This is a genomic window from Pseudomonas sp. AC169, from assembly GCF_979258515.1.
The window spans coordinates 4,746,236-4,769,852 of record NZ_OZ409866.1 but is presented as its reverse complement, the minus strand read 5'-3'; the positions used below and the strand labels follow the sequence as shown (position 1 = coordinate 4,769,852).

Here is a 23,617-nt window from a genome sequence, read left to right as displayed (position 1 = left end):
GATTTAAACGGCAACCGCCGACTCTTCCAGGAAGTCCTGAGCGAAGCGCTGCAACACGCCGCCGGCTTCGTAGATCGACACTTCTTCAGCGGTATCCAGACGGCAAGTCACCGGCACATCAACGCGCTCGCCGTTCTTGCGATGGATCACCAGCGTCAGATCCGCGCGGGGTTTGCGCTCGCCGATCACGTCGTAGGTTTCGCTGCCGTCGATGGCCAGAGTGTGACGGTCGGTGCCCGGTTTGAACTCCAGCGGCAACACGCCCATGCCCACCAGGTTGGTGCGGTGAATGCGCTCGAAACCTTCAGCCGCGATCGCCTCGACGCCGGCCAGCCGCACGCCTTTCGCCGCCCAGTCGCGGGACGAACCCTGACCGTAATCGGCGCCGGCGATGATGATCAGCGGCTGCTTGCGTTCCATGTAGGTTTCGATGGCTTCCCACATGCGCATTACTTTGCCTTCCGGCTCGACACGGGCCAGCGAACCCTGTTTGACCTTGCCGTTTTCCACGACCATTTCATTGAACAGTTTCGGGTTGGCGAAGGTTGCACGCTGTGCGGTCAGGTGGTCGCCACGGTGCGTTGCGTAGGAGTTGAAATCCTCTTCCGGCAGGCCCATTTTCGCTAGATATTCACCGGCGGCGCTGTCGAGCATGATCGCGTTGGACGGCGACAGGTGATCGGTGGTGATGTTGTCCGGCAGCACGGCCAGCGGGCGCATGCCTTTGAGCGGACGGGCGCCGGCCAGTGCGCCTTCCCAGTACGGCGGACGGCGGATGTAGGTGCTCATCTCGCGCCAGTCGTACAGCGGCGTGACCTTCGGGCCGGTGTCTTCGTGGACGGCGAACATCGGAATGTAGACCTGACGAAACTGCTCAGGCTTGACCGAAGATTTCACTACAGCATCGATTTCCTCGTCGCTCGGCCAGATGTCTTTGAGACGAATCTCCTTGCCATCGACCACGCCCAACACGTCCTTCTCGATATCGAAACGGATGGTGCCAGCGATGGCGTAAGCGACCACCAGCGGCGGCGAAGCGAGGAATGCCTGCTTGGCGTACGGGTGGATGCGGCCATCGAAGTTGCGGTTGCCCGAGAGCACGGCGGTGGCATACAGATCGCGGTCGATGATCTCTTGCTGGATCACCGGATCGAGCGCGCCGGACATGCCGTTGCAGGTGGTGCAGGCGAAGGCGACGACGCCGAAACCGAGCTGTTCCAGCTCAGTGGTCAGCCCCGCTTCGTCGAGGTACAGCGCCACGGTTTTCGAGCCCGGCGCCAGCGAGGATTTCACCCAAGGTTTTCGGGTCAGACCGAGCTTGTTGGCGTTGCGCGCGATCAGGCCGGCGGCGATGACGTTGCGCGGGTTGCTGGTGTTGGTGCAACTGGTGATGGCCGCGATGATCACAGCGCCGTCGGGCATTTGCCCAGGCACGTCATCCCACTGGCCGGAGATGCCCTTGGCCGCCAGATCCGCCACCGCAACGCGAGCGTGCGGGTTGCTCGGGCCAGCCATGTTGCGTACCACCGAGGACAGATCGAATGTCAGGCCGCGCTCGTATTGCGCGCCTTTCAGACTGTCGGCCCAGAGGCCGGTGAGCTTTGCGTATTGCTCGACCAACTGCACTTGCTGATCTTCGCGGCCAGTGAGTTTCAGGTAATCGATGGTTTGCTGATCGATGTAGAACATCGCCGCCGTGGCGCCGTATTCCGGGGCCATGTTGGAGATGGTTGCGCGGTCACCGAGGGTCAGCGCCGCTGCGCCTTCACCGAAGAACTCCAGCCACGCGCCGACGACTTTCTGTTTGCGCAGGTATTCAGTCAGCGCCAGCACCATGTCGGTGGCGGTGATGCCCGGTTGCAGCTTGCCGGTCAGTTCGACGCCAACGCTTTCCGGCAGACGCATCCACGACGCGCGACCGAGCATCACGCTCTCGGCTTCAAGGCCGCCGACGCCGATGGCGATCACGCCCAAGGCATCGACGTGCGGGGTGTGGCTGTCGGTGCCGACGCAGGTATCAGGGAACGCCACACCTTCACGCACCTGGATCACCGGAGACATTTTCTCCAGGTTGATCTGGTGCATGATGCCGTTGCCCGGCGGGATCACATCAACGTTCTTGAAGGCCTTTTTGGTCCAGTTGATGAAGTGAAAACGGTCTTCGTTGCGACGGTCTTCGATGGCGCGGTTTTTCTCGAACGCCTGCTTGTCGAAACCGCCCGCTTCCACCGCCAGCGAGTGGTCGACGATCAGTTGGGTCGGCACCACCGGGTTGACTTGCGCCGGGTCACCGCCCTGCAGGGCGATTGCATCGCGCAGGCCAGCGAGGTCGACCAGCGCGGTCTGACCGAGAATGTCATGGCAGACCACACGCGCCGGGAACCACGGAAAGTCGAGGTCGCGTTTGCGTTCGATCAGTTGCTTGAGCGAATCTTTTAGCGTGGCCGGGTCGCAGCGACGCACCAGGTTTTCCGCCAGCACGCGGGAGGTGTACGGCAGAGTGTCGTAGCTACCGGGCTGAATCGCTTCGACCGCCGCGCGGGCGTCGAAATAATCCAGAGGGCTGCCGGGCAGGGTTTTGCGGAATTCTGTGTTCATCGGGTCAGGACTCGGGTCACGGTGGTTGCAAAGGGTGATGCCTTCTCGCCGATCCCCCCTGTAGGAGCTGCCGAAGGCTGCGATCTTTTGATCTTTGTTTTCAAGATCAAGATCAACAGATCGCAGCCTTCGGCAGCTCCTACAGGGTTTGCGCTCAGGAGTTGGCACTCACCATTTCAGCGACGTTCGATTGGCACGAACTTGCGCTGTTCGACGCCGACGTACTCGGCGCTTGGACGGATGATGCGGTTGTTGGCGCGCTGTTCGAACACGTGCGCAGCCCAGCCAGTCAGGCGCGAGCAAACGAAGATCGGCGTGAACAGCTTGGTCGGGATGCCCATGAAGTGGTACGCCGAGGCATGGTAGAAATCGGCGTTGGGGAAGAGTTTCTTCTGCTCCCACATGGTCTTGTCGATGGCTTCGGAAACCGGGAACAGCACCTTGTCACCGACTTCATCGGCGAGCTTTTTCGCCCAGCCTTTGATCACTTCGTTGCGCGGGTCGCTGTCCTTATAGATCGCGTGGCCGAAGCCCATGATCTTGTCCTTGCGCTCAAGCATGCCGAGGGTGCCTTTGATCGCGTCCTCCGGCGACGAGAAGCGCTCGATCATTTCCATTGCCGCTTCGTTGGCGCCGCCGTGCAACGGGCCGCGCAGCGAACCGATGGCTGCAGTCACGCAGGAATACAGGTCGGACAGGGTCGAGGCGCAAACCCGCGCGGTGAAAGTCGAAGCGTTGAATTCGTGCTCGGCGTAGAGGATCAGCGACACGTTCATCACTTTGACGTGCAGTTCGCTTGGCTTCTTGTCGTGTAGCAGGTGCAGGAAGTGGCCGCCGATGGTCGGCTCGTCGCTGACGCAATTGATGCGTTTGCCGTCGTGGCTGAAGCGATACCAGTAGCACATGATCGCCGGGAACGCGGCGAGCAAACGGTCAGTCTTGTCGCGCTGCTCGGAGAAGTCTTTCTCCGGCTCAATGTTGCCGAGGAACGAGCAACCGGTGCGCATCACGTCCATCGGGTGGGCGTCGGCGGGGATGCGTTCGAGCACTTCTTTCAGCGCTTGCGGCAGGTCACGCAGCTTGCTCAGCTTGCCTTGGTATTCGTCGAGTTGCGCTTGAGTCGGCAGCTCGCCGTAGAGCAGCAGGTACGCGACTTCTTCAAATTGTGCATCGGCTGCCAGTTCGCGTACGTCGTAGCCGCGATAGGTCAGCCCGGCACCGGCCTGGCCCACGGTGGACAGTGCGGTTTGCCCGGCAACCTGGCCACGGAGCCCGGCGCCACTGAGTACTTTTGCTTCGGCCATTGCTGTCTCCAATTCTTGAATTTGTTAGGGAATCTGCAATTACGGTGTTGTTCGCAAAAGATCGCAGCCTCGTTGCACTCGTCAGCTCCTACAGGGAATGCGGTTCATGTAGGAGCTGCCGCAGGCTGCGATCTTTTGATCTTTATTTCTTCGCGGCAAACAACGCATCAAGCTTCTGCTCGAACGTGTGGTAATCGATGCGATCGTAGAGCTCCATGCGAGTCTGCATGGTGTCGATGACATTCTGCTGCGTGCCGTCGCGACGGATCGCGGTGTAAACGTTTTCCGCAGCCTTGTTCATCGCGCGGAACGCCGACAGCGGATAGAGCACCAGCGAGACGTCGGCGCCGGCCAGTTGCTCGGTGGTGTACAGAGGCGTTGCGCCGAACTCGGTGATGTTGGCCAGAATCGGCGCTTTCACGCGGTTGGCGAACAGCTTGTACATCTCCAGCTCAGTGATGGCTTCCGGGAAAATCATGTCAGCGCCAGCCTCGATGCACGCGGCTGCGCGATCGAGTGCCGATTCCAGTCCTTCCACCGCCAGCGCATCGGTGCGCGCCATGATCACGAAGCTGTCATCGGTGCGAGCATCGACGGCGGCTTTGATGCGGTCGACCATTTCCTGCTGGCTGACGATCTCTTTATTAGGACGGTGGCCGCAACGCTTGGCGCCAACCTGATCCTCAATGTGGATCGCCGCCGCGCCGAACTTGATCATCGACTTGACCGTGCGCGCGACGTTGAACGCCGAGGAGCCGAAACCGGTGTCGACGTCGACCAGCAGCGGCAGATCGCAAACGTCGGTGATGCGGCGCACGTCGGTCAGCACGTCATCCAGACCGGTGATGCCCAGGTCCGGCACGCCGAGCGAGCCTGCGGCCACCCCGCCACCGGACAGGTAGATCGCCTTGAAACCGGCGCGCTTGGCCAGCAGCGCATGGTTGGCATTGATCGCGCCGACCACCTGCAATGGATGCTCGCTGGCGACCGCATCGCGGAAACGCTGGCCTGGAGTGCTGTGCTTGGAACTCATGACTCACCTCGTTCAGTGGCTGTCTTATTGTGGGCGCCGTCCTGGTAGTGACGGGCAATGTTGCGTTTCGAGGCGCCGATGTGACGGCGCATCAACAATTCCGCGAGTTCGCCGTCACGGTCGGCGATGGCATCGAGAATCCGGTGGTGTTCGGCAAAGGCCTGGCGTGGACGGTTCGGCGTGGTGGAGAACTGGATGCGGTACATGCGCACCAGTTGGTACAACTCGCCGCAGAGCATCTGCGTCAGCGTACGGTTGCCGCTGCCTTGGATGATCCGGTAGTGGAAGTCGAAATCGCCTTCCTGCTGGTAATAGCCAACGCCAGCCTGAAAGGCAGCGTCGCGTTCGTGGGTTTCCAGCACCCGGCGCAGCTCGTCGATTTCTTCGACGCTCATGCGCTCGGCCGCCAGACGGCAGGCCATGCCTTCGAGGGATTCGCGGATTTCATAGAGTTCGATCAGCTCGGCATGATTGAGCGAGACCACCCGCGCGCCGACGTGCGGCACGCGCACCAGCAGGCGCTGGCCTTCCAGCCGATGGATCGCCTCGCGCAACGGCCCACGGCTGATGCCGTAGGTACGCGCCAGCTCAGGCTCGGAGATCTTGCTGCCCGGGGCGATCTCGCCTTTGACGATGGCCGCCTGAATGCGCCGGAAAACGTTTTCCGAAAGCGTTTCGGAATCGTCGCCGTGGATGACCGGGGGATCGAGTTGATCCAGCATGATTGTCGACACCTTTAAATCCAATGCGGCAAAAACTAGCCAATTCACCCGCATCAGTCAAAGGATAAATAGACATTGTCGACAATCGTCTAATAACGCCCGCTGACATCCCCAAGGGTTATAGACCGGTGCAGGCGCTGGCGCCATAAAACCACCGTGCTAGAATGCCGCCCGCATTTGCTGGCCATTTGTACGGCTTGTCATAAAAAGCTGCCAGGCACACGAAGGGTCTTGCGCAAGTATTGCCAAGGACCTGAACCGAAAACGGAACGCTGCGCACCAGGATTTATGAGACTCAAGCCTTTTCCCACATTCTTCGCCCTGTTTTGCCTGCCCGGCCTCGCCGCTGCGGGGGAAAAAACCGTGTACGGCCTCAACGAATACGCTTCGCTTGACGGCATCAATCTCGAAGTTGCGGCCAAACTCGACACCGGTGCGAAAACCGCATCGCTGAGTGCCCGCGACATCAAACGCTTTAAACGCAACGGTGAGTCCTGGGTACGTTTTTACCTGGCCATCGACGCCGCGCATTCGCACCCGATCGAACGGCCGATGGCCCGGGTCAGCAAGATCAAGCGCCGCGCCGGCGACTACGACCCGGAAGAAGGCAAGAAGTACACCGCCCGTCCGGTGATCGAGCTGGATATCTGCATGGGATCGGCAATGCGCAGCATCGAAGTGAACCTGACCGACCGAAGTGCGTTCCAATACCCGCTTTTGATTGGCTCCGAAGCGCTGAAACGCTTCGACGCGCTGGTCGATCCAAGTCTTAAATACGCTGCCGGCAAACCCGCCTGCACCATCGCCGCTCATACCGCCGAGTAATTTCCATGCGTTCTCTAACCTTCCACCTGAAAATCCTGATCACCATTCTGGTGCTGCTGGGCGTTTCGGTTACGGCCTATCAGATTTTCGTGCTCGGCATCCCGGTAACCGAAGACGCCACCGACGACTTGTGGAACATCGACGCCAAGGTCGAGTTCGTCGCCAGCACCAAAGATCCGGTGAAGATCCAGATGTTCGTGCCACCGTTGAGCCGCGATTACGTCAGCCTCAATGAGAGTTTTATCTCCAATAACTACGGCGTCGCCGTGAACCGCGTCGATGGCAACCGCAAGGTCACCTGGTCGGCACGTCGCGCCAAGGGCAACCAGACCCTTTATTACCGTCTGGTGCTGACCAAGCGTTACACCGCGGAAAAATCCAAGATCAAGGGCCCGACCTTCCGCGACAGCATCGCCATCGAAGGCCCGGAGAAAATCGCCGCCGAAGCCCTGCTCGCGCCGATTCGCCAGCACTCGGCCGACGTCGAAACCTTTATTGGCGAGGCGATCAAACGCGTCAACAACCTCAACGACGACAACGTGAAACTGCTGCTGGCCGGTGATCCGTCCACCGCGCACAAAGCCAAAATCGTCGAACTGCTGCTGTCCATCGCCCACGTGCCGGTGGAAAAAGTCCACACCATCCGCCTCGTCGCCGACCAGCCGCAAATGCCGGAACTGTGGCTGCGCAGCTTCAACGGCAACGACTGGCTGTACTTCAATCCGGAAACCGGCGAGCAAGGCCTGCCGACCGACCGCCTGCTGTGGTGGACCGGCGATGAAAACCTGATCACCGTCGACGGCGGCAAAAAAGCCAACGTGACCTTCAGCCTGAACAACAGCGAGATGAACGCGATTCGTCTGGCCAAGCTGACCGACGAAAATACCGACGCCAACTTCCTCGAATACTCGCTGTACGGCTTGCCGCTGCAGACTCAGCAAACGTTCATGATCATGGTGATGATCCCGATCGGCGTGCTGGTGATCCTGATCCTGCGCAACCTGATCGGCCTGCAGACCCTCGGCACGTTCACCCCGGTGCTAATCGCCCTCGCCTTCCGCGAGACGCAATTGGGCTTCGGCATTCTGCTGTTTACCGTGATCACCGCGCTGGGCCTGTCGTTACGTTCGTATCTGGAACACCTGAAGCTGCAAATGCTGCCGCGACTGTCGGTGGTGCTGACCTTTGTTGTGGTGTTGATCGCGGCGATCAGCCTGTTCAGTCACAAGCTCGGTCTGGAGCGCGGCTTGTCTGTTGCGCTGTTCCCGATGGTGATTCTGACCATGACTATCGAACGTCTGTCGATTACCTGGGAAGAACGTGGTGCCAGCCATGCGATGAAAGTCGCGATTGGTACACTGTTCGCGGCGTCCCTGGCGCACCTGATCATGACCGTGCCTGAGCTGGTCTACTTCGTGTTCACCTTCCCGGCGATCCTGCTGATTCTGGTCGGCTTCATGCTGGCGATGGGTCGCTATCGCGGCTACCGCCTGACCGAACTGGTGCGCTTCAAGGCTTTCCTGAAGAAGGCTGACGCCTGATGTTCGGTTTCTGGAAGACCTGGAAGGCCCTGGAGGCGCGGGGCATCATGGGCATCAATCGGCGTAACGCCGATTACGTGCTCAAGTACAACAAGCGCAGCCTGTATCCGATCGTCGATGACAAGATCATCACCAAGGAACGCGCTATCGAGGCCGGCATTCACGTGCCGGAGCTGTATGGCGTGATTTCCACCGAGAAGGAAATCGACAAGCTCGACGAGATCATCGGCGGGCGCAACGACTTCGTGATCAAACCGGCCCAAGGCGCGGGCGGCGACGGCATCATCGTGATCGCCGACCGCTTTGAAGGTCGCTATCGCACGGTGTCGGGCAAGATCCTCGCCCATGAGGAGCTTGAGCATCACATCTCGAGCATCCTCACCGGCCTGTATTCGCTGGGCGGCCACCGTGATCGGGCGCTGATCGAATACCGGGTGACCCCGGATCAGATCTTCAAAAGCATCAGCTACGAAGGTGTGCCGGACATTCGCATCATCGTGTTGATGGGGTATCCGGTGATGGCCATGCTGCGTCTGCCGACCCGGCAGTCCGGCGGCAAGGCCAACCTGCACCAGGGCGCGATTGGCGTCGGTGTCGATCTGGCCACCGGTCTGACTTTGCGCGGCACCTGGCTGAACAACATCATCACCAAACACCCCGATACCACCAACGCGGTGGACGGCGTGCAACTGCCCTACTGGGACGGTTTCATGAAACTCGCCGCTGGCTGCTATGAGCTGTGCGGGTTGGGTTATATCGGTGTGGACATGGTGTTGGATCAGGAGAAAGGCCCGCTGATTCTCGAGCTGAACGCGCGGCCGGGGCTGAATATTCAGATCGCCAATGATTGTGGGCTGACGTTGCGTACCCATGCGGTGGAGGCGCGACTGGAAGAGCTGAAGGCGCGTGGGGTGACGGAGACGGTTGAGGAGCGTGTGGCGTTTACTCAGGAAATGTTTGGGCATATTCCTGCTGTGGAAGGCTAAAAGCTGAGAAACTAAAAGCCCCTCACCCTAGCCCTCTCCCAAAGGGAGAGGGGACTGACCGAGGTGGATGTTGGAGCTACGCCGACTTGAAGGTCTTGAGTCGAACTCCGGCCCTGAAAAGCATAAAGATCGGCAGCCTTCCCGAAATTTCGAGTCAAACTCAGGCCTTGAAAAGCATGAAGATCTGCTCCCTTTCCCCCTCGCCCCCTTGGGGGAGAGGGCTGGGGTGAGGGGGAGGCTTTTGACTTTGATCTGGCATCGGAGAGGACTACAATCCCCACCCCGCCTCAACGGCCGATCTGCCCCGCCCATGTTGACCTGTTCCGTACACCCGCTGCCCTACCGCGCCAATCCCGCCGATTACTTTGCGGCCATTCGCAATGCGCCTGGCGCCGTGCTGCTCGACAGTGGCCGGCCAAGTGCCGACCGTGGCCGTTATGACCTGCTCAGCGCCTGGCCGCTGGAGCAATTGGCGGTGTTGCCGGACGAGAGTGGCAGTCATTTCCTCCAGCGGTTGCGCGACAATTTGCAGCGTTTGGGCGAGGCTGATTTACCGTTGGGTTTCGAGCTGCCGTTCGCTGGCGGCTTGATCGGCTACCTCAGCTACGACTTCGGTCGGCATCTGGAACACCTGCCGAGTCAAGCCCGCGATGACCTGCAATTGCCGGACGCGCGCTTCGGGTTGTACGACTGGGCGCTGATCAGCGATCACCACGCGTCGACCAGCCAATTGGTCTTTCACCCGTCCGTGAACGACAGCGAACAACAACGGCTGATCGCGCTTTTCACTCAGCCTCAAATTGATGCGCTGACACCGTTCAAACTGAACGCCCCGATGGCCGCCGATCTTTCAGCCGACGATTACCGTCAGGCCTTCGAGCGCATTCAGCATTACATTCAGGCCGGCGACTGCTATCAGGTCAACTTCGCTCAACGCTTCCGCGCCTCATGCCAGGGCGACCCATGGCTGGCTTATTGCGCATTGCGCGAAGCCTGCCCGACGCCCTTCTCCGGTTTCCAGAGCCTGCCTGATGGCGGCGCGGTGCTGAGCCTGTCGCCAGAGCGCTTCGTCAAAGTCAGCCAGCGCCAAGTGGAAACCCGGCCGATCAAAGGCACCCGCCCTCGCGGCCTGACCCCAACCGAAGACGCCGCAAACGCCGCCGAACTGCTGGCCAGTCCCAAGGATCGCGCGGAAAACCTGATGATCGTCGACCTGCTGCGCAACGACCTCGGGCGCTCCTGCCGCATCGGTTCGGTGCGGGTGCCGGAGTTGTTCAGCCTGGAAAGCTATCCGAACGTGCATCACCTGGTCAGCAGCGTGACCGGTGAATTGGCGGATGATCGCGACGCATTGGACTTGATTGCCGGCAGTTTCCCCGGCGGCTCGATCACCGGCGCGCCGAAGATTCGTGCAATGCAGATTATTGATGAGCTGGAACCGACCCGGCGTGGATTGTATTGCGGGTCGCTGCTATATCTGGACGTGCGCGGCGAGATGGACAGCTCCATCGCGATTCGCAGTCTGTTGGTCAAGGATGGGCATGTGTGCTGCTGGGGCGGCGGCGGGATTGTCGCGGATTCTGACTGGCAGGCTGAGTATCAGGAGTCGATTACCAAAGTCAGAATCCTCCTCGAAACCCTGCAGAACCTCTGAGTAATGATCGTTCCCACGCTCCGCGTGGGAACGCAGCCCGGGACGCTCCGCGTCCCATCCAAAGCCGAACGCGGAGCGTCCGTTGAGGCATTCCCACGCAGAGCGTGGGAACGATCGTCAGGTGGTTGGGTTTACAGGCTGAGGTCGCGGTTTGAGGCCCTCAAGAATTCCTGCTTCAACTCGGCAAAGGTGTGCACCGCAGGAAACTGCGGAAACTCACGAATCACATTCTCCGGCGCATGGAACAGAATCCCCGCATCCGCCTCGCCCAGCATCGACGTGTCGTTATACGAATCCCCCGCCGCAATCACCCGGTAATACAGGCTCTTGAACGCCAGCACCGACTGACGCTTGGGATCTTTCTGACGCAACTGATAACTGGTCACTCGGCCGGTTTCATCCGTTATCAGGCGATGACATAGCAAGGTCGGGAAGCCCAGTTGGCGCATCAGCGGCTGCGAGAATTCATAAAACGTGTCCGACAGAATCACCACCTGAAAGCGCTCGCGCAGCCAGTTGACGAACTCCACGGCGCCGTCCAGCGGCTTCAACGTGGCGATCACCTCCTGAATATCCGACAGCTTCAAACCATGCTCATCGAGGATGCGCAGGCGCTGCTTCATCAGCACGTCATAATCCGGAATGTCCCGGGTGGTGGCCTTGAGGGATTCGATTCCGGTTTTTTCGGCGAAGGCGATCCAGATTTCCGGCACCAACACCCCTTCAAGATCCAGGCAAGCAATTTCCACAAGACACTCCCGTTTGTATTGATTATTTGAGTCGAGCGAGGCCGAACTCTAGCGACTCAAAAGCAGGCGCGCAACGCACAGCGCGCCCCGAGCCCCGCAGCTTTTTGTTACCATCGGCCCCATATAGAGCGCCCAGCGCCACCGACCTGTAGGAAGCCGCCCTGATGAGTGCAACGTTCGACGTCGTGGAACTCGCCACGACCTATGCCAACAAATCCGCGCAAGACATTCTGAAACTCGCGTTTGCCGAGTTCGGCGATGACTTGTGGATATCTTTCAGCGGCGCCGAGGATGTGGTGCTGGTGGACATGGCCTGGAAGCTCAACAAGAACGTCAAGGTGTTCAGTCTCGACACCGGCCGCCTGCACCCGGAGACCTACCGCTTCATCGATCAGGTGCGCGAGCACTACAAGATCGACATCGAACTGGTGTCGCCGGACTACACGAAACTAGAACCGTTCGTGAAGGAAAAAGGCCTGTTCAGTTTCTACAAGGACGGCCACGGCGAATGCTGCGGCATCCGCAAGATCGAGCCGCTGCGGCGCAAACTGTCCGGCGTCAAAGCCTGGGCCACCGGCCAGCGCCGCGACCAGAGCCCGGGCACCCGCAGCGCTGTGGCGGTGATGGAAATCGATACGGCGTTCTCCACACCGGAGCGCACGTTGTACAAGTTCAACCCGTTGGCGCAGATGACCAGCGAAGAGATCTGGGGTTACATCCGCATGCTCGAACTGCCGTACAACAGCCTGCATGAGCGCGGTTTCATCAGCATCGGCTGCGAACCGTGCACCCGCCCTGTCCTGCCGAACCAGCATGAGCGCGAAGGCCGGTGGTGGTGGGAAGAAGCGACGCAGAAAGAATGCGGGTTGCATGCCGGGAATATCATCAGTAAATCCAACAGCTAAAAGATCGCAGCCTGCGGCAGCTCCTACAGATGACCGCATTCCCATGTAGGAGCTGCCGCAGGCTGCGATCTTTTGATCTTGAAAAATGTGTACACACGACTGTCACCATCGGTGCCATTTGTGTGTGCACTTTTTTGTTTCCGCGCCCTGAAAAGTTACATCCCGCCTGAAAACCACTCGCCCTAGCCTCCTCTGAAAACCCTCCATCAAAAATTAATACCTGTTCAAACGGTCAATTTTTAACCACTTATTTTCAAAGACTTAGCGCACATCGATAACTTTTCGAAATGAGCGTGGCTGCGTATAGATCGCTAACTGGCACAAATCTGGCTTGAGTGCATACATGTTTTGTATACAAAACTGCAAAACATACCCACACTTTCGATCCGCAAGCCTGAAGCGCCCTATCCCGTACAGGCTGCAGATGCCTCGTAACCAGTGATGTTTTTCACTGCCGCGACGAAGATTTGTCGAGCCTGACGGCTCACGCACAGTCATCGCGGCCTGAACATCAGGAGCCTGCCGGAATGCGTACAAGTCTCTCCAATAACATCGCGCTGAATCTGCCCGCCTCTCCCGTTACCCAACCGTTACCCCATGACGGACTCAACGAGCCGTTACAACTCAGTCCGCGTCTGCACAACAGCGATCTGGCGCCAACCAAGGCCGAAGGTCGGCGCTGGGGCAAATACAGTATCTTCGCGCTGTGGACGAATGATGTGCACAACATCGCCAACTACTCGTTCGCCATCGGCTTGTACGCCTTGGGCCTGGGTGGCTGGCAGATTCTGCTGTCGCTGGGGATCGGCGCGGCGCTGGTGTATTTCTTCATGAACCTGTCCGGTTATATGGGGCAGAAAACCGGCGTGCCGTTTCCGGTAATCAGCCGAATCAGTTTCGGCATCCACGGTGCGCAAATTCCTGCACTGATCCGGGCGGTGATCGCCATTGCCTGGTTCGGGATTCAGACGTATCTGGCCTCGGTGGTTTTCCGCGTACTGCTGACTGCCGTGCATCCGGGATTTGCCGAATACGACCACAACTCGATTCTTGGTCTGTCATCGCTGGGTTGGGTGTGCTTCGTGGCGATCTGGTTCGTGCAGCTGGCAATCCTCGCCTACGGCATGGAAATGGTCCGCCGTTACGAAGCGTTTGCCGGGCCGGTGATTCTGCTGACCGTCGCCGCGCTCGCTGCGTGGATGTACTTCCAGGCCAACGCCACCATCGCCTGGTCGACTCGCGAACCACTGACCGGTGGCGAGATGTGGCGCAACATCTTCGCCGGCGGCGCGTTGTGGCTGGCGATCTACGGCACGTTGATTCTCAACTTCTGCGATTTCGCTCGCTCTTCGCCGTGCCGCAAGACCATCAAGGTGGGAAATTTCTGGGGTTTGCCGGTGAATATTCTGGTGTTCGCCGCGATTACTGTCCTGCTCTGCGGCGCGCAATTTCAGATCAATGGCCGGATCATTGAAAGCCCGACCGAGATCATCGCCTCGATTCCCAACACCTTCTTCCTGGTGCTCGGTTGCCTGGCGTTCCTGATCGTTACCGTTGCGGTAAACATCATGGCCAACTTCGTCGCCCCGGCCTTCGTCCTCAGCAATCTGGCGCCGAAATACCTGACGTTCCGTCGCGCCGGGCTGATCAGCGCCACCATCGCCGTGTTGATCCTGCCGTGGAATCTCTACAACAGCCCACTGGTGATCGTGTATTTCCTGTCTGGCCTCGGCGCCCTGCTCGGCCCGTTGTACGGCGTGATCATGGTTGACTACTGGCTGATCCGCAAAGGCCGGGTCAATGTGCCGCAGCTTTATAGCGAAGATCCCAACGGCGCTTATTACTACAGCCGAGGCGTCAATTTCCGCGCGGTGGCGGCGTTTATTCCTGCGGCATTGATCGCCATCGTCCTAGCGCTGGTGCCGGGTTTCCACAGCGTCTCGCCGTTCTCCTGGCTGATCGGCGCCGGGATCGCCGGAATGCTTTACCTGATCATCGCCAAACGCCAGCCGCACTACGCCGATATCAGCGGCGAATCGATCGCTGTCGACAACGTCTGCCATTAACTCCCTCGCGGCCCGGACTTCGGGCCGCAGAACTGCCCGCTATAAGGATTTCCCCATGCGTATTCTCGTGGTCAATGTCAACACCACCGAGTCCATCACCGAAGCCATCGCTCGTTCGGCGCAGGCTGTTGCGTCACCCGGTACCGAAATCGTCGGTTTGACGCCGTACTTCGGCGCCGATTCGATTGAGGGCAACTTCGAAAGCTATCTGGCCGCCATTGCGGTGATGGATCGGGTGATGTCCTACGATCAGCCGTTCGACGCGGTGATTCAGGCCGGTTACGGCGAGCATGGCCGCGAAGGCTTGCAGGAATTGCTTAACGTGCCGGTGGTGGATATCACTGATGCAGCGGCGAGCACGGCGATGTTTCTCGGCCATGCCTATTCGGTGGTGACCACGCTGGATCGCACCGTACCGCTGATCGAGGATCGGCTGAAATTGTCAGGTCTGTGGGATCGCTGTGCTTCGGTGCGGGCCAGTGGTCTGGCGGTGCTGGAGCTGGAGCACGAACCGCAGCGTGCGCTGGAAGCGATCGTGCACCAGGCTGAACTGGCGGTGACGCAGGATAAAGCCGAGGTAATTTGCCTGGGTTGCGGCGGCATGGCCGGGCTGGATGAGCAGATTCGTCGGCGTACCGGGGTGCCGGTGGTGGATGGGGTGACGGCAGCGGTGACGATTGCGGAATCGCTGGTGCGCTTGCGCTTGTCGACGTCGAAAGTGCGGACTTATGCAACGCCGCGGCCGAAGAACATTATTGGCTGGCCCGGGCGGTTTGCCCGCTGAGTCCATCTCGTAGACCGAGTCGCCCCATTCGCTAGCAAGCTCGCTCCCACATTTGGAATGCATCTCCCTGTGGGAGCGAGCTTGCTCGCGAAGGCCGCACCTCGGTCTGATGCCTTGCTCAAATCGCACTGAACCGCCGCGCCAACCCTTTCTCCGCAAACTGTTCAATCAAAAAATCCACAAACGCGCGAGTCTTGCCCGGCAACAACTTATGTTCGGCGTAATAGATCGAAATGTTGCCATCATCGACATACCAGTCCGGCAACACCCGCTGCAACCTCCCCGCCTCCAGATACCCCACGGCAAACGGCATGCTCACCAGCGCAATCCCCAAGCCCTGCGCGGCGGTCCTGCAAGCGGCCTCGGAATCACTCATGGTCATTCGCGCCTTGAGCATCAACGGCCGACAGTTCTGCGGATTGCGCCCGGTCAATTGCCAGGAACGCACACGCCCGGTCTGCGGCGAGCGGATCAGAATGCCGTCGTGGTGGCTGAGGTCGTCTGGTTCGATGATCTCGGGATTGGCCTGTAAATAGTCGGCAGACGCCACCAATATCCGGTGCGCCGGGCTCAACTTGCGTGCGATCACGCCTTGCGGCAGTTCGAAGCCGCCACCGATGGCCGCATCAAAGCCCTGGGCGATCAGATCGACCTGTCGATTATCGAAATGCCAGTCCGGGTTGATCGCCGGATATCGCTGCAGAAACTCACCCAGCATCGGCACGATATGCAGACAGCCAAACGCTGCGCCCATGCTGACCTTCAGCGTTCCCGCCGGCAGCCCTTCGACACTGGACAGATTGGCCACGGCATTTTGAATCGTCGTCAAACTGCCACTGACCTGATCGAGGAAAAGTTGCCCGGCCTCGGTCAGCGTCAGGCTGCGTGTACTACGCTGGAACAGCCGCACGCCGAGCCGCACTTCGAGTTTGGCCACGCTCTTGCCGACTGCCGCCGGGGTCAGACTCAAGCGCCGCGCCGCTTCGGCAAAGCTGCCGACCTCGGCACTGCGCACGAAGCATTCAATGCTGCTGAAAGTTTCCATGATCGTCACTATAAACTTCTGGTTTACACAGACTATAGCAATCATGGTCTACACAGTTGTCGATACCAAGCCGATACTCGGCACCAACACCAAGGCATTCCGCCTTGAATAGTCTGGAGATCGAACATGACCACTCAACACCTCGGCGGCAAAGTCGCTCTGATTCAAGGCGGTTCCCGTGGTATCGGCGCTGCCATCGTCAAACGTCTGGCCGCTGAAGGCGCTGCAGTAGCCTTCACTTATGTCAGCTCCGCCGGCAAAGCCGAAGAGTTGCAGAACAGCATCACCGCCAACGGCGGCAGAGCCTTGGCGATCAAGGCCGACAGCGCCGATGTCGCCGCCATTCGCCACGCCGTCAGCGCCACCGTCGAAGCCTTTGGCCGAGTGGACATTCTGGTCAATAACGCTGGCGTACTGGCCGTCGCACCGCTGGAAGATTTCAAACTTGAAGACTTCGACCAGACCGTGGCAATCAACATTCGCAGCGTCTTCATCGCCTCCCAGGAAGCCGCTAAACACATGGGCGAAGGCGCACGCATCATCAACATCGGCAGCACCAACGCCGACCGCATGCCCTTCGCCGGCGGCGGTGTGTATGCGATGAGCAAATCAGCGCTGGTCGGTTTGACCAAAGGCCTGGCCCGCGATCTCGGCCCACGCGGCATCACCGTCAACAACGTACAACCCGGCCCGGTCGATACCGACATGAACCCGGCACACGGTGACTTCGCCGAAAGCCTGATTCCGCTGATGGCCGTCGGTCGTTACGGCAAAGCTGAAGAAATTGCCAGTTTCGTCGCTTATCTGGCAGGTCCGGAAGCCGGCTACATCACCGGTGCCAGCCTGACCATAGACGGTGGTTTCGGCGCCTGATTTTTTTCCGAGTCGCCTGAACGAAAAACGCCGCCCCTCCTTTCACAGAGGGGCGGCGTTTTTTTGTGTCAGATGTTTACGCCCATTCCAGCGCCGGCAAACCACAGGCACTCGGCGTGAACGCTTTCAGGGTACGAAGAATCCCGTCAGCGTGTGCGTACTTTTCATCGGCCATGGCCGCGTCGGGAATGGCGATCGCGGTCATGCCGGCGGCTTTCGCTGCGGTCACGCCGAACGGTGAATCCTCGAATACCAGACAATCTTCAGGCGCGACACCGAGACGGCGGGCAGCGGTAAGGAAGATATCCGGCGCCGGTTTGGCCGCGCCGACTTCCGGATCGTCCGCTGTAACGATGAAATCGAACAGCGCGAACCAGTCGCGGTGCAACGTGGTTTTCTGCCCGAACGATTGACGCGACGAGCTGGTACCCACGGCAATCGGGATGTTGTGCGCCTTGAGATGGCGAATCAGCTCCTCGGCACCGGGCATCGCTTGCGCGCTGGGAAAACGCTCGCGCATCAGCGGCTCGCGGATCAGCAGAAACTCTTCGGCAGTGATCGGCAGATCGAGTGCCTGCACCACGTAGGTCGCCAGATCGTTGGCCCCGCGACCAATGATGTTCTGCTTGATGCTCCAGTCGAAGGTTCGCCCATAACGCCCGGCAATCAGCGAGGTTACCTCTGTGTAAATGCCCTCGGTGTCCAGCAGCAAACCGTCCATATCGAAAATCACGGCCTTGATCGGGCCGAACGCCTTCAGCGGTGCATTCATCATCGGATCCGTTAACAAAGACATCCCAGGCGGCAGGTGGCGCCGCTGCTCGGATCTGATTAAAGGGTTCAGCAGCATAACGAGCGCGACGGACATTGAGCAACGGGCAATGTCCGTTGCAGCGATGAACGACTCGCAACAATTCGGCGAAACATCCTACAGACATTGCCTACTCGCCCGACTTCTTTCCTGATTGATCCCCCGCAAAGTCCTCGCACCTTTTTGATGTGCGCGAGAACTGCGAATGCTTCCAACCGATCAGCTTCTGGCCCTGAACAACAGCATCGGCCTGCTCGTTGTTGCTGCTTTGAATCCCGATGAGCCGGATTTTGACAACCTGATCGGCGAATTCCGCCTGTGCCTGAACAACTACGACGCCTGGGCCGAGCAGTTCTGGACAGGCACCGCGCTGGATGTCGAACAGGTGTTCACCGTCGGCAACGACGTGCGCCTCAGCGCGCCGATCAAGTCGCGCCAACCGCTCAGCTCATCGGTGGTCATGTGCTCGGCCAGTGGGACCCTGACGCTGGTGCATATGTTCGAGGCCGCGCGGTTTGTGCCGATTGGCAACACCCCGGTAACCCTCGAACCGGTGCTTGCCGATGTCGGCGGTGAGCTGACTTTCGGCGAAGCGCTGCATTACACCATCGGCCCCAGCGGCATTCTGCAGGTGACCGATTGCGATCGGGGCCAGCGTTATCGCATCACCTTCTTTCCCGATGTGTCCACCGACCATGTGCGTGCTTTGTATGCCTCTTATGAGGGTGTCATTGCAGGCCTGGAAGGCTGGCTGCGCGCTGAGTGGACAGGGTTTCAACCACAGTGGGCGGAGTTTTCCAGCGCCGGGTTTCTTGACCGTTACGGGCAGTTGCAACAGGCCGACTGGCGTGGATTCGAGAAAGCCCTGAATGGCGTCTGGGACGACATCAAACAGGTATTTGCCCTGCTCGCCGACTTGCAGGCCAACAGCGAAAAATTGCTGGAATACCTCAGCGAGGCCGAGCTTGGGGCGTTGTTGAATGCTTCCAGCGACGCCATTGCCAACGGTCTGCTGATCCTCAGTGACGAACCGCTGCTGTTCATTCATCTGGCCGCGTTTACCAGTTGGTTGAAGATGCTGCCGCCGCAATACCTGGCCGAAGTGGTGGCCGAGGTGCGGGTCGAACTGCTGATCAGTTTTCTGTTGATGGGGATGTCGGGGGGCGTCGGCGTGCCGGTGCGCTTGAGCAGCAAAGTGCTGGCGAAGATCAAGTCGCCGCGGGCTCGGGAGTGGTTGGCGGCTTCGGCGTTGCGACTGGCTGAGCTGACGTCCTCGGCGGATTTGACGCGGCATGCCGGCGTTTTGAAGCCGCTGATGCTCAATGTGCGTGACGTTGAGTTGAAACCGACACCGTCGATACCGCTGAACATTCGTCAGGCCGATTCGTTGGTGTTGACGGTGCCGAATCCGGCGCCTGTTGTGCGGGACAAGTCTGGCGCCTCGAGCCGGATCGAGCGGCATGAGCCGCATGACGACTCGCCGGATCAGGCGAAAAACCCCAACGGTGACAGCGCCGATTGCGTGCCCTTCACCTGCACCAATGGCTGCCCGGTGTCGATGGTCACCGGTGAAGAACTGCTGACCCTGAGCGATGCCGTGCTCGATGGCGTGTTGCCGTTTGAGTTCACCCGGTTGTATCGCTCGAGCGCCGTCGAGATTGATGTTGGGTTGGGTTTTGGCTGGAGTCATTCACTGGCGCATCGGCTGGAGTTTGCTGGGGACGAGGTGGTCTGGGTTGACCACGAGAACCGGCGTACCGGTTTTCCGTTGCCGAGCGTTGAACGACCCGCGATTCACAACAGCCTGTCGCGGGCGGCGATTTTTCTGGGCGACGAGCCGGAGGAGCTGATCCTCGCATTGGCCGGGGAAACGGCGCGCTTTTATCACTTTCGTGCAGGACGGCTGACGGTGATCAGCGATGCCTATGGCAATCGTCTGACGGTGCAGCGCGATCGGTCTGACCGGGTGCAGCGACTGGACAACGGCGCCGGGCGTTCGCTGCTGTTGCGCTATGACCGGGCGCAGTTGCTCGGCGTGGATTACCAGGTGTTTCGCGACGGGGCTTGGGGCACCGAACAAGCGTTGGTCAGTTATCGCTACGACGCTTATCAACACCTGATCGAAGCCACCAACGCCGTCGGTGACAGCGAGCGTTACGACTACGACGACGCCCACGTAATCCTGCAGCGGCAACTGGCCGGCGGCGCGAGTTTTTTCTGGGAGTGGGAGCGTACAGGCAAGGCTGCGCGTTGCGTGCGCCACTGGGCGTCGTTTTCGCAGATGGACACGCGCTACGTCTGGAATGACGACGGCAGCGTGGCGGTGCATTACGTCGATGGCACCGAAGAAACGTACGTCCACGACGAGCGTGCGCGGCTGGTGCGCAAGGTCGAGGCGGATGGTGGCGAACAGCTCAAGGCCTATGACTCCTCGGGGCGGTTGATCGCCGAGCAGGATGCTTTGGGCGCGGTCACCGAATACCGCTACGACGAGGTCGGACGGCTGATCGCGCTGATTCCTGCTGTTGATGCGCCCACGTCCTACGAGTATCGCAACGGTTTCCTTTATCGGCGTTCACGCGGCGACGCGGTGTGGATCTACCGGCGTAATGCCGAGGGTGATGTCACCGAAGCGGTCGACCCCGATGGACAGGTCACCCATTACTACTACGACACCCGGGGCCAGTTGCTGTCGATCCGCTACCCGGACAGCAGCCGGCATCGGCTGGTCTGGAATGCCCTTGGCCAGTTGACCGAAGAGACCTTGCCCGACGGTGGCGTGCGGCGCTTTTCCTACGACTCGCTGGGGCGGCGGACTACCACCGCCGACGAACACGGTGCAGTCACGCGTCAGCATTGGGATGCCGTTGGTCGACTGATCCAGACGACGTTTCCGACCGGAAATACCCGTGCTTACAGCTACGGCGCCTACGGCCAGGTCACCGCCGAGCGCGATGAACTGGGGCGCATTACTCGTTATGAATACGACGATGACCTGCACCTGGTCTCGCGGCGGATCAACCCCGATGGCACGCGGGTGCAGTACCGCTACGACCATGCGCAACTGCTGCTTACCGAGATCGAAAACGAATCGGGGGAAAAGTACCGGCTCGATTACACGCCGACCGGGCTGATTCGTCAGGAAAGCGGTTTTGACGGCCGCCGCACGGCGTACGCCTATGACCTCAACGGGCATCTGCTGGAAAAGACCGAGTTCGGTGATGACGGCTCTTGTTTGCTCACCGCGTATGAGCGCGATGCCGCTGGCCGCCTGTTGGTCAAAACCCTGCCCGACGGCATCAAGGTCACCTACCAATACGATCGCCTCGGCCGACTGATCGGTGTCGATGACGGCCAGCAACACCCGCTGGCCTTCGAATACGACCGCCAGGATCGCTTGATCACCGAGCATCAAGGTTGGGGCACCCTGCGCTACCGCTACGACGCCTGCGGCCAGCTCAAACGCCTGCGCCTACCGGACAACAGCCATCTCGATTATCACCACGCCAAGGGTGGTGCGCTGAGCGGCATCGACCTCAACGGCGCACCGCTGACCCGTCACGTCCACCAGTCCGGTCGCGAGTTGCAACGCCAGCAAGGCCTGCTGCTCAGCGAATATACCTATGACGATCAAGGCCGATTACTCGCCCACGCCGTAGGCCATCAGCGCGATTCGCTGTACCGCCGCGATTATGCCTACAGCGCAAACGGCAATCTCGCCCACATCGCCGACAGCCGCCACGGCCAGCGCACTTACGGCTACGACGCCCTCGACCGGCTGATCCGCGTAAGCCACTCCCGCGACGAACTGCCGGAAAGCTTCGCCCACGACCCGGCCGGCAACCTGCTGATGCAGGACCGCCCCGGCCCGAGCCAGATCAAGGGCAACCGCCTGCTGATGCAGGGCGATCGTCATTACGACTAAGACGCCTTCGGCAACCTGATCCGCGAACGCCGTGGCCGCGCGCAGACACTCATCACCGAATACCGCTACGACTGCCAACACCGCCTGATCGGCCTGACCCGCCCCGACGGCCAGACCGCCAGTTATTGCTACGACGCCTTCGGCCGACGCATCAGCAAAACCGTCAACGGCGAGACCACCGAATTCTTCTGGCAAGGCGATCACCTCGTCGCCGAAAGCAGCGAAAACGAATACCGCAGCTACGTCTACGAACCCGGCACCTTCCGCCCGCTGGCGCTGCTCGACGGCAAAGGCCCGAAAAAAGCCTGCCCGTTCTACTACCAACTCGACCACCTCGGCACCCCGCAGGAACTCACCGACTACAGCGGCGACATCGTCTGGTCCGCGCAATACGACGCCTACGGCAAAGTCGCCGCACTGACCCTGGCCGGCGACGACTACCTGAACCAGCCGCTGCGTTTTCAGGGGCAGTATTTCGATGGGGAGAGTGGGCTGCATTACAACCGCCACCGGTATTACGACCCGAGGCTGGGGCGGTATCTGACACCGGATCCGATCAAGTTGGCCGGTGGGTTGAATCAGTACCAGTACGTGCCGAATCCGACGGGATGGGTGGATCCGTTGGGGTTGAGCTCTAACTGCCCGCCGCCGAATAAACCTGGGTGTGAGGTGCCGGGTGGGGTTGGTGGGGCTAAGGTTGATGAGGGTGAGCCCAAGGTCCCGGCGCTAAAAACACTGCCGAAGGATTTTGGTAGTGACGAGAAGCTTGTTGGACATTTTGAAAAACACGGTGACGAGTTCAGGACTGAACATAAAGAGGAGTATTTACAGATAGCGCGCGACGTTGTCGGTCAGGGAACCCGTGTGGAATATCCTTATAAAGGAGAACTTCGTTCAGGCTTTATTCTTTTTATGGGAAATAATCGAAAAGGAGATGCAAAATTCGCTTTTGTAGGAACCAACAAAAATAACGAAATTACAACACTGCACACCAAAAGCGGTAAAGAGTTTTGGCGAACAATAAATGGTCAGGGACAAGATAAAACAGTGAGGCCGGCGTATGACTAAGAAATATCTTGTACAAATTATTGAAATTGACCCAGTCATCGACGAGTTAATCGTGCTCAGTGTTCAAGGCATCAACATAAGATGTTTCGCAGGTTACTGTCCTTCTGTCATCGAGATTGGTAAACACTACGAGGTTGAGTTCGAAATGATTTTACCTGAAGAGTTAAATATCGCAAAAATAGCGAGTGAAGAAGCACGTATCGAAATGCTCGACAATGGCTTCTCGTGCGACATTTATGGTTACATAGAAGACGACATTTTCCGTTCAATTATTGAGTTTTCAGATCAGGACGTTCACCTTGATCATCCGCACCTCAACGGGCAGTACGTGAAAATCACTGCACAGAGAATTGATGTCTCATTCTGAACCGCCGCAGTTCTCGCGTCGTTCAAAGGGCCTATAAAATTAGGCCCAGAAAACATTAACTGCAGTGATAAAAACTGAGGCGACCCAACTTTCACTGCTCATCCTCATCCTCATCCTCTTCATACTCCATATCCGCCTCATCCGAATCATTCAACGGCACTGTCGCATCGTCCATCAGCGACCCCGGATCTTCATTCCCCGGGTCATTGATAAACGGCAATCCACTCGAACCTTTCTCTTCCTTGCCTTCGGTTTCAGGAGTCATGGCAACCTCTTCATTTCAGGGAGTGTATGACGTTCGAAAAGCCCTACAGCCAATCGTTCCAGAGTCTGACGAGCAAATGCAAAAAACCCGGCAAAA

Annotated in this window: 17 protein-coding genes and 1 pseudogene; 10 read left to right on the top strand and 8 right to left on the bottom strand. The window is 59.3% G+C overall.

What is annotated here, in order from left to right; genetic code table 11:
- Nucleotides 1-3: 3 nt before the first annotated feature.
- From acnD to ACZZ0G_RS21410, 4 genes are all read right to left on the bottom strand, one after another.
- On the bottom strand, nt 4-2,598 hold the full coding sequence (gene acnD, locus ACZZ0G_RS21425) for a Fe/S-dependent 2-methylisocitrate dehydratase AcnD (RefSeq protein WP_463557430.1): 2,595 nt from the start codon (nt 2,596-2,598) through the stop codon (nt 4-6).
- Between the two features lie 176 nt (nt 2,599-2,774).
- On the bottom strand, nt 2,775-3,902 hold the full coding sequence (prpC, locus tag ACZZ0G_RS21420) for a bifunctional 2-methylcitrate synthase/citrate synthase (protein WP_463557429.1): 1,128 nt from the start codon (nt 3,900-3,902) through the stop codon (nt 2,775-2,777).
- Between the two features lie 142 nt (nt 3,903-4,044).
- Entirely contained in the window at nt 4,045-4,935 is an 891-nt protein-coding gene (prpB, locus tag ACZZ0G_RS21415) for a methylisocitrate lyase (protein ID WP_034152882.1), read from the bottom strand.
- On the bottom strand, nt 4,932-5,654 hold the full coding sequence (locus tag ACZZ0G_RS21410) for a GntR family transcriptional regulator (protein ID WP_463558872.1): 723 nt from the start codon (nt 5,652-5,654) through the stop codon (nt 4,932-4,934). Before ACZZ0G_RS21410 ends, prpB begins: the two co-directional genes overlap by 4 nt.
- Before the next feature lie 291 nt (nt 5,655-5,945).
- Between ACZZ0G_RS21410 and rloA the strand changes: the two genes are divergently transcribed.
- The 4 genes from rloA to pabB all read left to right on the top strand — a co-directional run bounded on the left by rloA (nt 5,946) and on the right by pabB (nt 10,663).
- The gene (gene rloA, locus ACZZ0G_RS21405) at nt 5,946-6,482 is read left to right on the top strand and encodes a retropepsin-like aspartic peptidase RloA (RefSeq protein ID WP_463557428.1); all 537 of its coding nucleotides are present in this window, start codon (nt 5,946-5,948) and stop codon (nt 6,480-6,482) included.
- Nucleotides 6,483-6,487: 5 nt separating this feature from the next.
- The gene (rloB, locus tag ACZZ0G_RS21400; RefSeq protein ID WP_134175033.1) at nt 6,488-8,023 is read left to right on the top strand and encodes an osmotic stress tolerance membrane protein RloB; all 1,536 of its coding nucleotides are present in this window, start codon (nt 6,488-6,490) and stop codon (nt 8,021-8,023) included.
- The gene (locus ACZZ0G_RS21395; RefSeq protein ID WP_160057043.1) at nt 8,023-9,009 is read left to right on the top strand and encodes an alpha-L-glutamate ligase-like protein; all 987 of its coding nucleotides are present in this window, start codon (nt 8,023-8,025) and stop codon (nt 9,007-9,009) included. The genes rloB and ACZZ0G_RS21395 overlap by 1 nt, the downstream gene beginning before the upstream one ends.
- A 310-nt stretch (nt 9,010-9,319) precedes the next feature.
- Complete coding sequence (gene pabB, locus ACZZ0G_RS21390) at nt 9,320-10,663, top strand: aminodeoxychorismate synthase component I (RefSeq protein WP_463557427.1); 1,344 nt, start codon at nt 9,320-9,322, stop codon at nt 10,661-10,663.
- A 131-nt stretch (nt 10,664-10,794) separates the two neighbouring features.
- Here the strand turns inward: pabB and thrH are convergent, their stop codons facing one another.
- Nucleotides 10,795-11,412, bottom strand: coding sequence for a bifunctional phosphoserine phosphatase/homoserine phosphotransferase ThrH (gene thrH / locus ACZZ0G_RS21385; protein WP_463557426.1), 618 nt, complete (start codon nt 11,410-11,412; stop codon nt 10,795-10,797).
- A 164-nt stretch (nt 11,413-11,576) separates the two neighbouring features.
- On the opposite strand from thrH, the gene ACZZ0G_RS21380 reads away from it, so the two are divergent.
- The 3 genes from ACZZ0G_RS21380 to ACZZ0G_RS21370 all read left to right on the top strand — a co-directional run bounded on the left by ACZZ0G_RS21380 (nt 11,577) and on the right by ACZZ0G_RS21370 (nt 15,167).
- Complete coding sequence (locus tag ACZZ0G_RS21380) at nt 11,577-12,317, top strand: phosphoadenylyl-sulfate reductase (RefSeq protein ID WP_440095661.1); 741 nt, start codon at nt 11,577-11,579, stop codon at nt 12,315-12,317.
- 527 nt (nt 12,318-12,844) lie between these two features.
- Nucleotides 12,845-14,383, top strand: a complete 1,539-nt coding sequence (locus ACZZ0G_RS21375; protein WP_463557425.1) for an NCS1 family nucleobase:cation symporter-1 — start codon at nt 12,845-12,847, stop codon at nt 14,381-14,383.
- Between the two features lie 55 nt (nt 14,384-14,438).
- Entirely contained in the window at nt 14,439-15,167 is a 729-nt protein-coding gene (locus tag ACZZ0G_RS21370) for an aspartate/glutamate racemase family protein (protein WP_007916448.1), read from the top strand.
- A 118-nt stretch (nt 15,168-15,285) separates the two neighbouring features.
- Here the strand turns inward: ACZZ0G_RS21370 and ACZZ0G_RS21365 are convergent, their stop codons facing one another.
- Nucleotides 15,286-16,212 (bottom strand): LysR family transcriptional regulator, encoded by a 927-nt coding sequence (locus ACZZ0G_RS21365; protein WP_463557424.1) that lies wholly within the window; start codon nt 16,210-16,212, stop codon nt 15,286-15,288.
- Between the two features lie 126 nt (nt 16,213-16,338).
- Between ACZZ0G_RS21365 and ACZZ0G_RS21360 the strand changes: the two genes are divergently transcribed.
- Complete coding sequence (locus ACZZ0G_RS21360; RefSeq protein WP_463557423.1) at nt 16,339-17,085, top strand: 3-oxoacyl-ACP reductase family protein; 747 nt, start codon at nt 16,339-16,341, stop codon at nt 17,083-17,085.
- Nucleotides 17,086-17,161: 76 nt separating this feature from the next.
- Here the strand turns inward: ACZZ0G_RS21360 and ACZZ0G_RS21355 are convergent, their stop codons facing one another.
- Complete coding sequence (locus ACZZ0G_RS21355) at nt 17,162-17,857, bottom strand: HAD-IA family hydrolase (RefSeq protein WP_463557422.1); 696 nt, start codon at nt 17,855-17,857, stop codon at nt 17,162-17,164.
- Nucleotides 17,858-18,101: 244 nt separating this feature from the next.
- Here ACZZ0G_RS21355 and ACZZ0G_RS21350 point away from each other — a divergent pair.
- A pseudogene (locus ACZZ0G_RS21350) lies at nt 18,102-22,889 on the top strand (RHS repeat-associated core domain-containing protein).
- Nucleotides 22,882-23,256 carry a hypothetical protein gene (locus tag ACZZ0G_RS21345; RefSeq protein WP_463557421.1) on the top strand — a complete coding sequence of 125 codons (375 nt, stop codon included), beginning with the start codon at nt 22,882-22,884 and terminating at the stop codon, nt 23,254-23,256. The pseudogene ACZZ0G_RS21350 and the gene ACZZ0G_RS21345 overlap by 8 nt, the downstream one beginning before the upstream one ends.
- Before the next feature lie 91 nt (nt 23,257-23,347).
- Here the strand turns inward: ACZZ0G_RS21345 and ACZZ0G_RS21340 are convergent, their stop codons facing one another.
- Complete coding sequence (locus ACZZ0G_RS21340; protein ID WP_174244440.1) at nt 23,348-23,521, bottom strand: hypothetical protein; 174 nt, start codon at nt 23,519-23,521, stop codon at nt 23,348-23,350.
- Between the last annotated feature and the right edge of the window lie 96 nt (nt 23,522-23,617).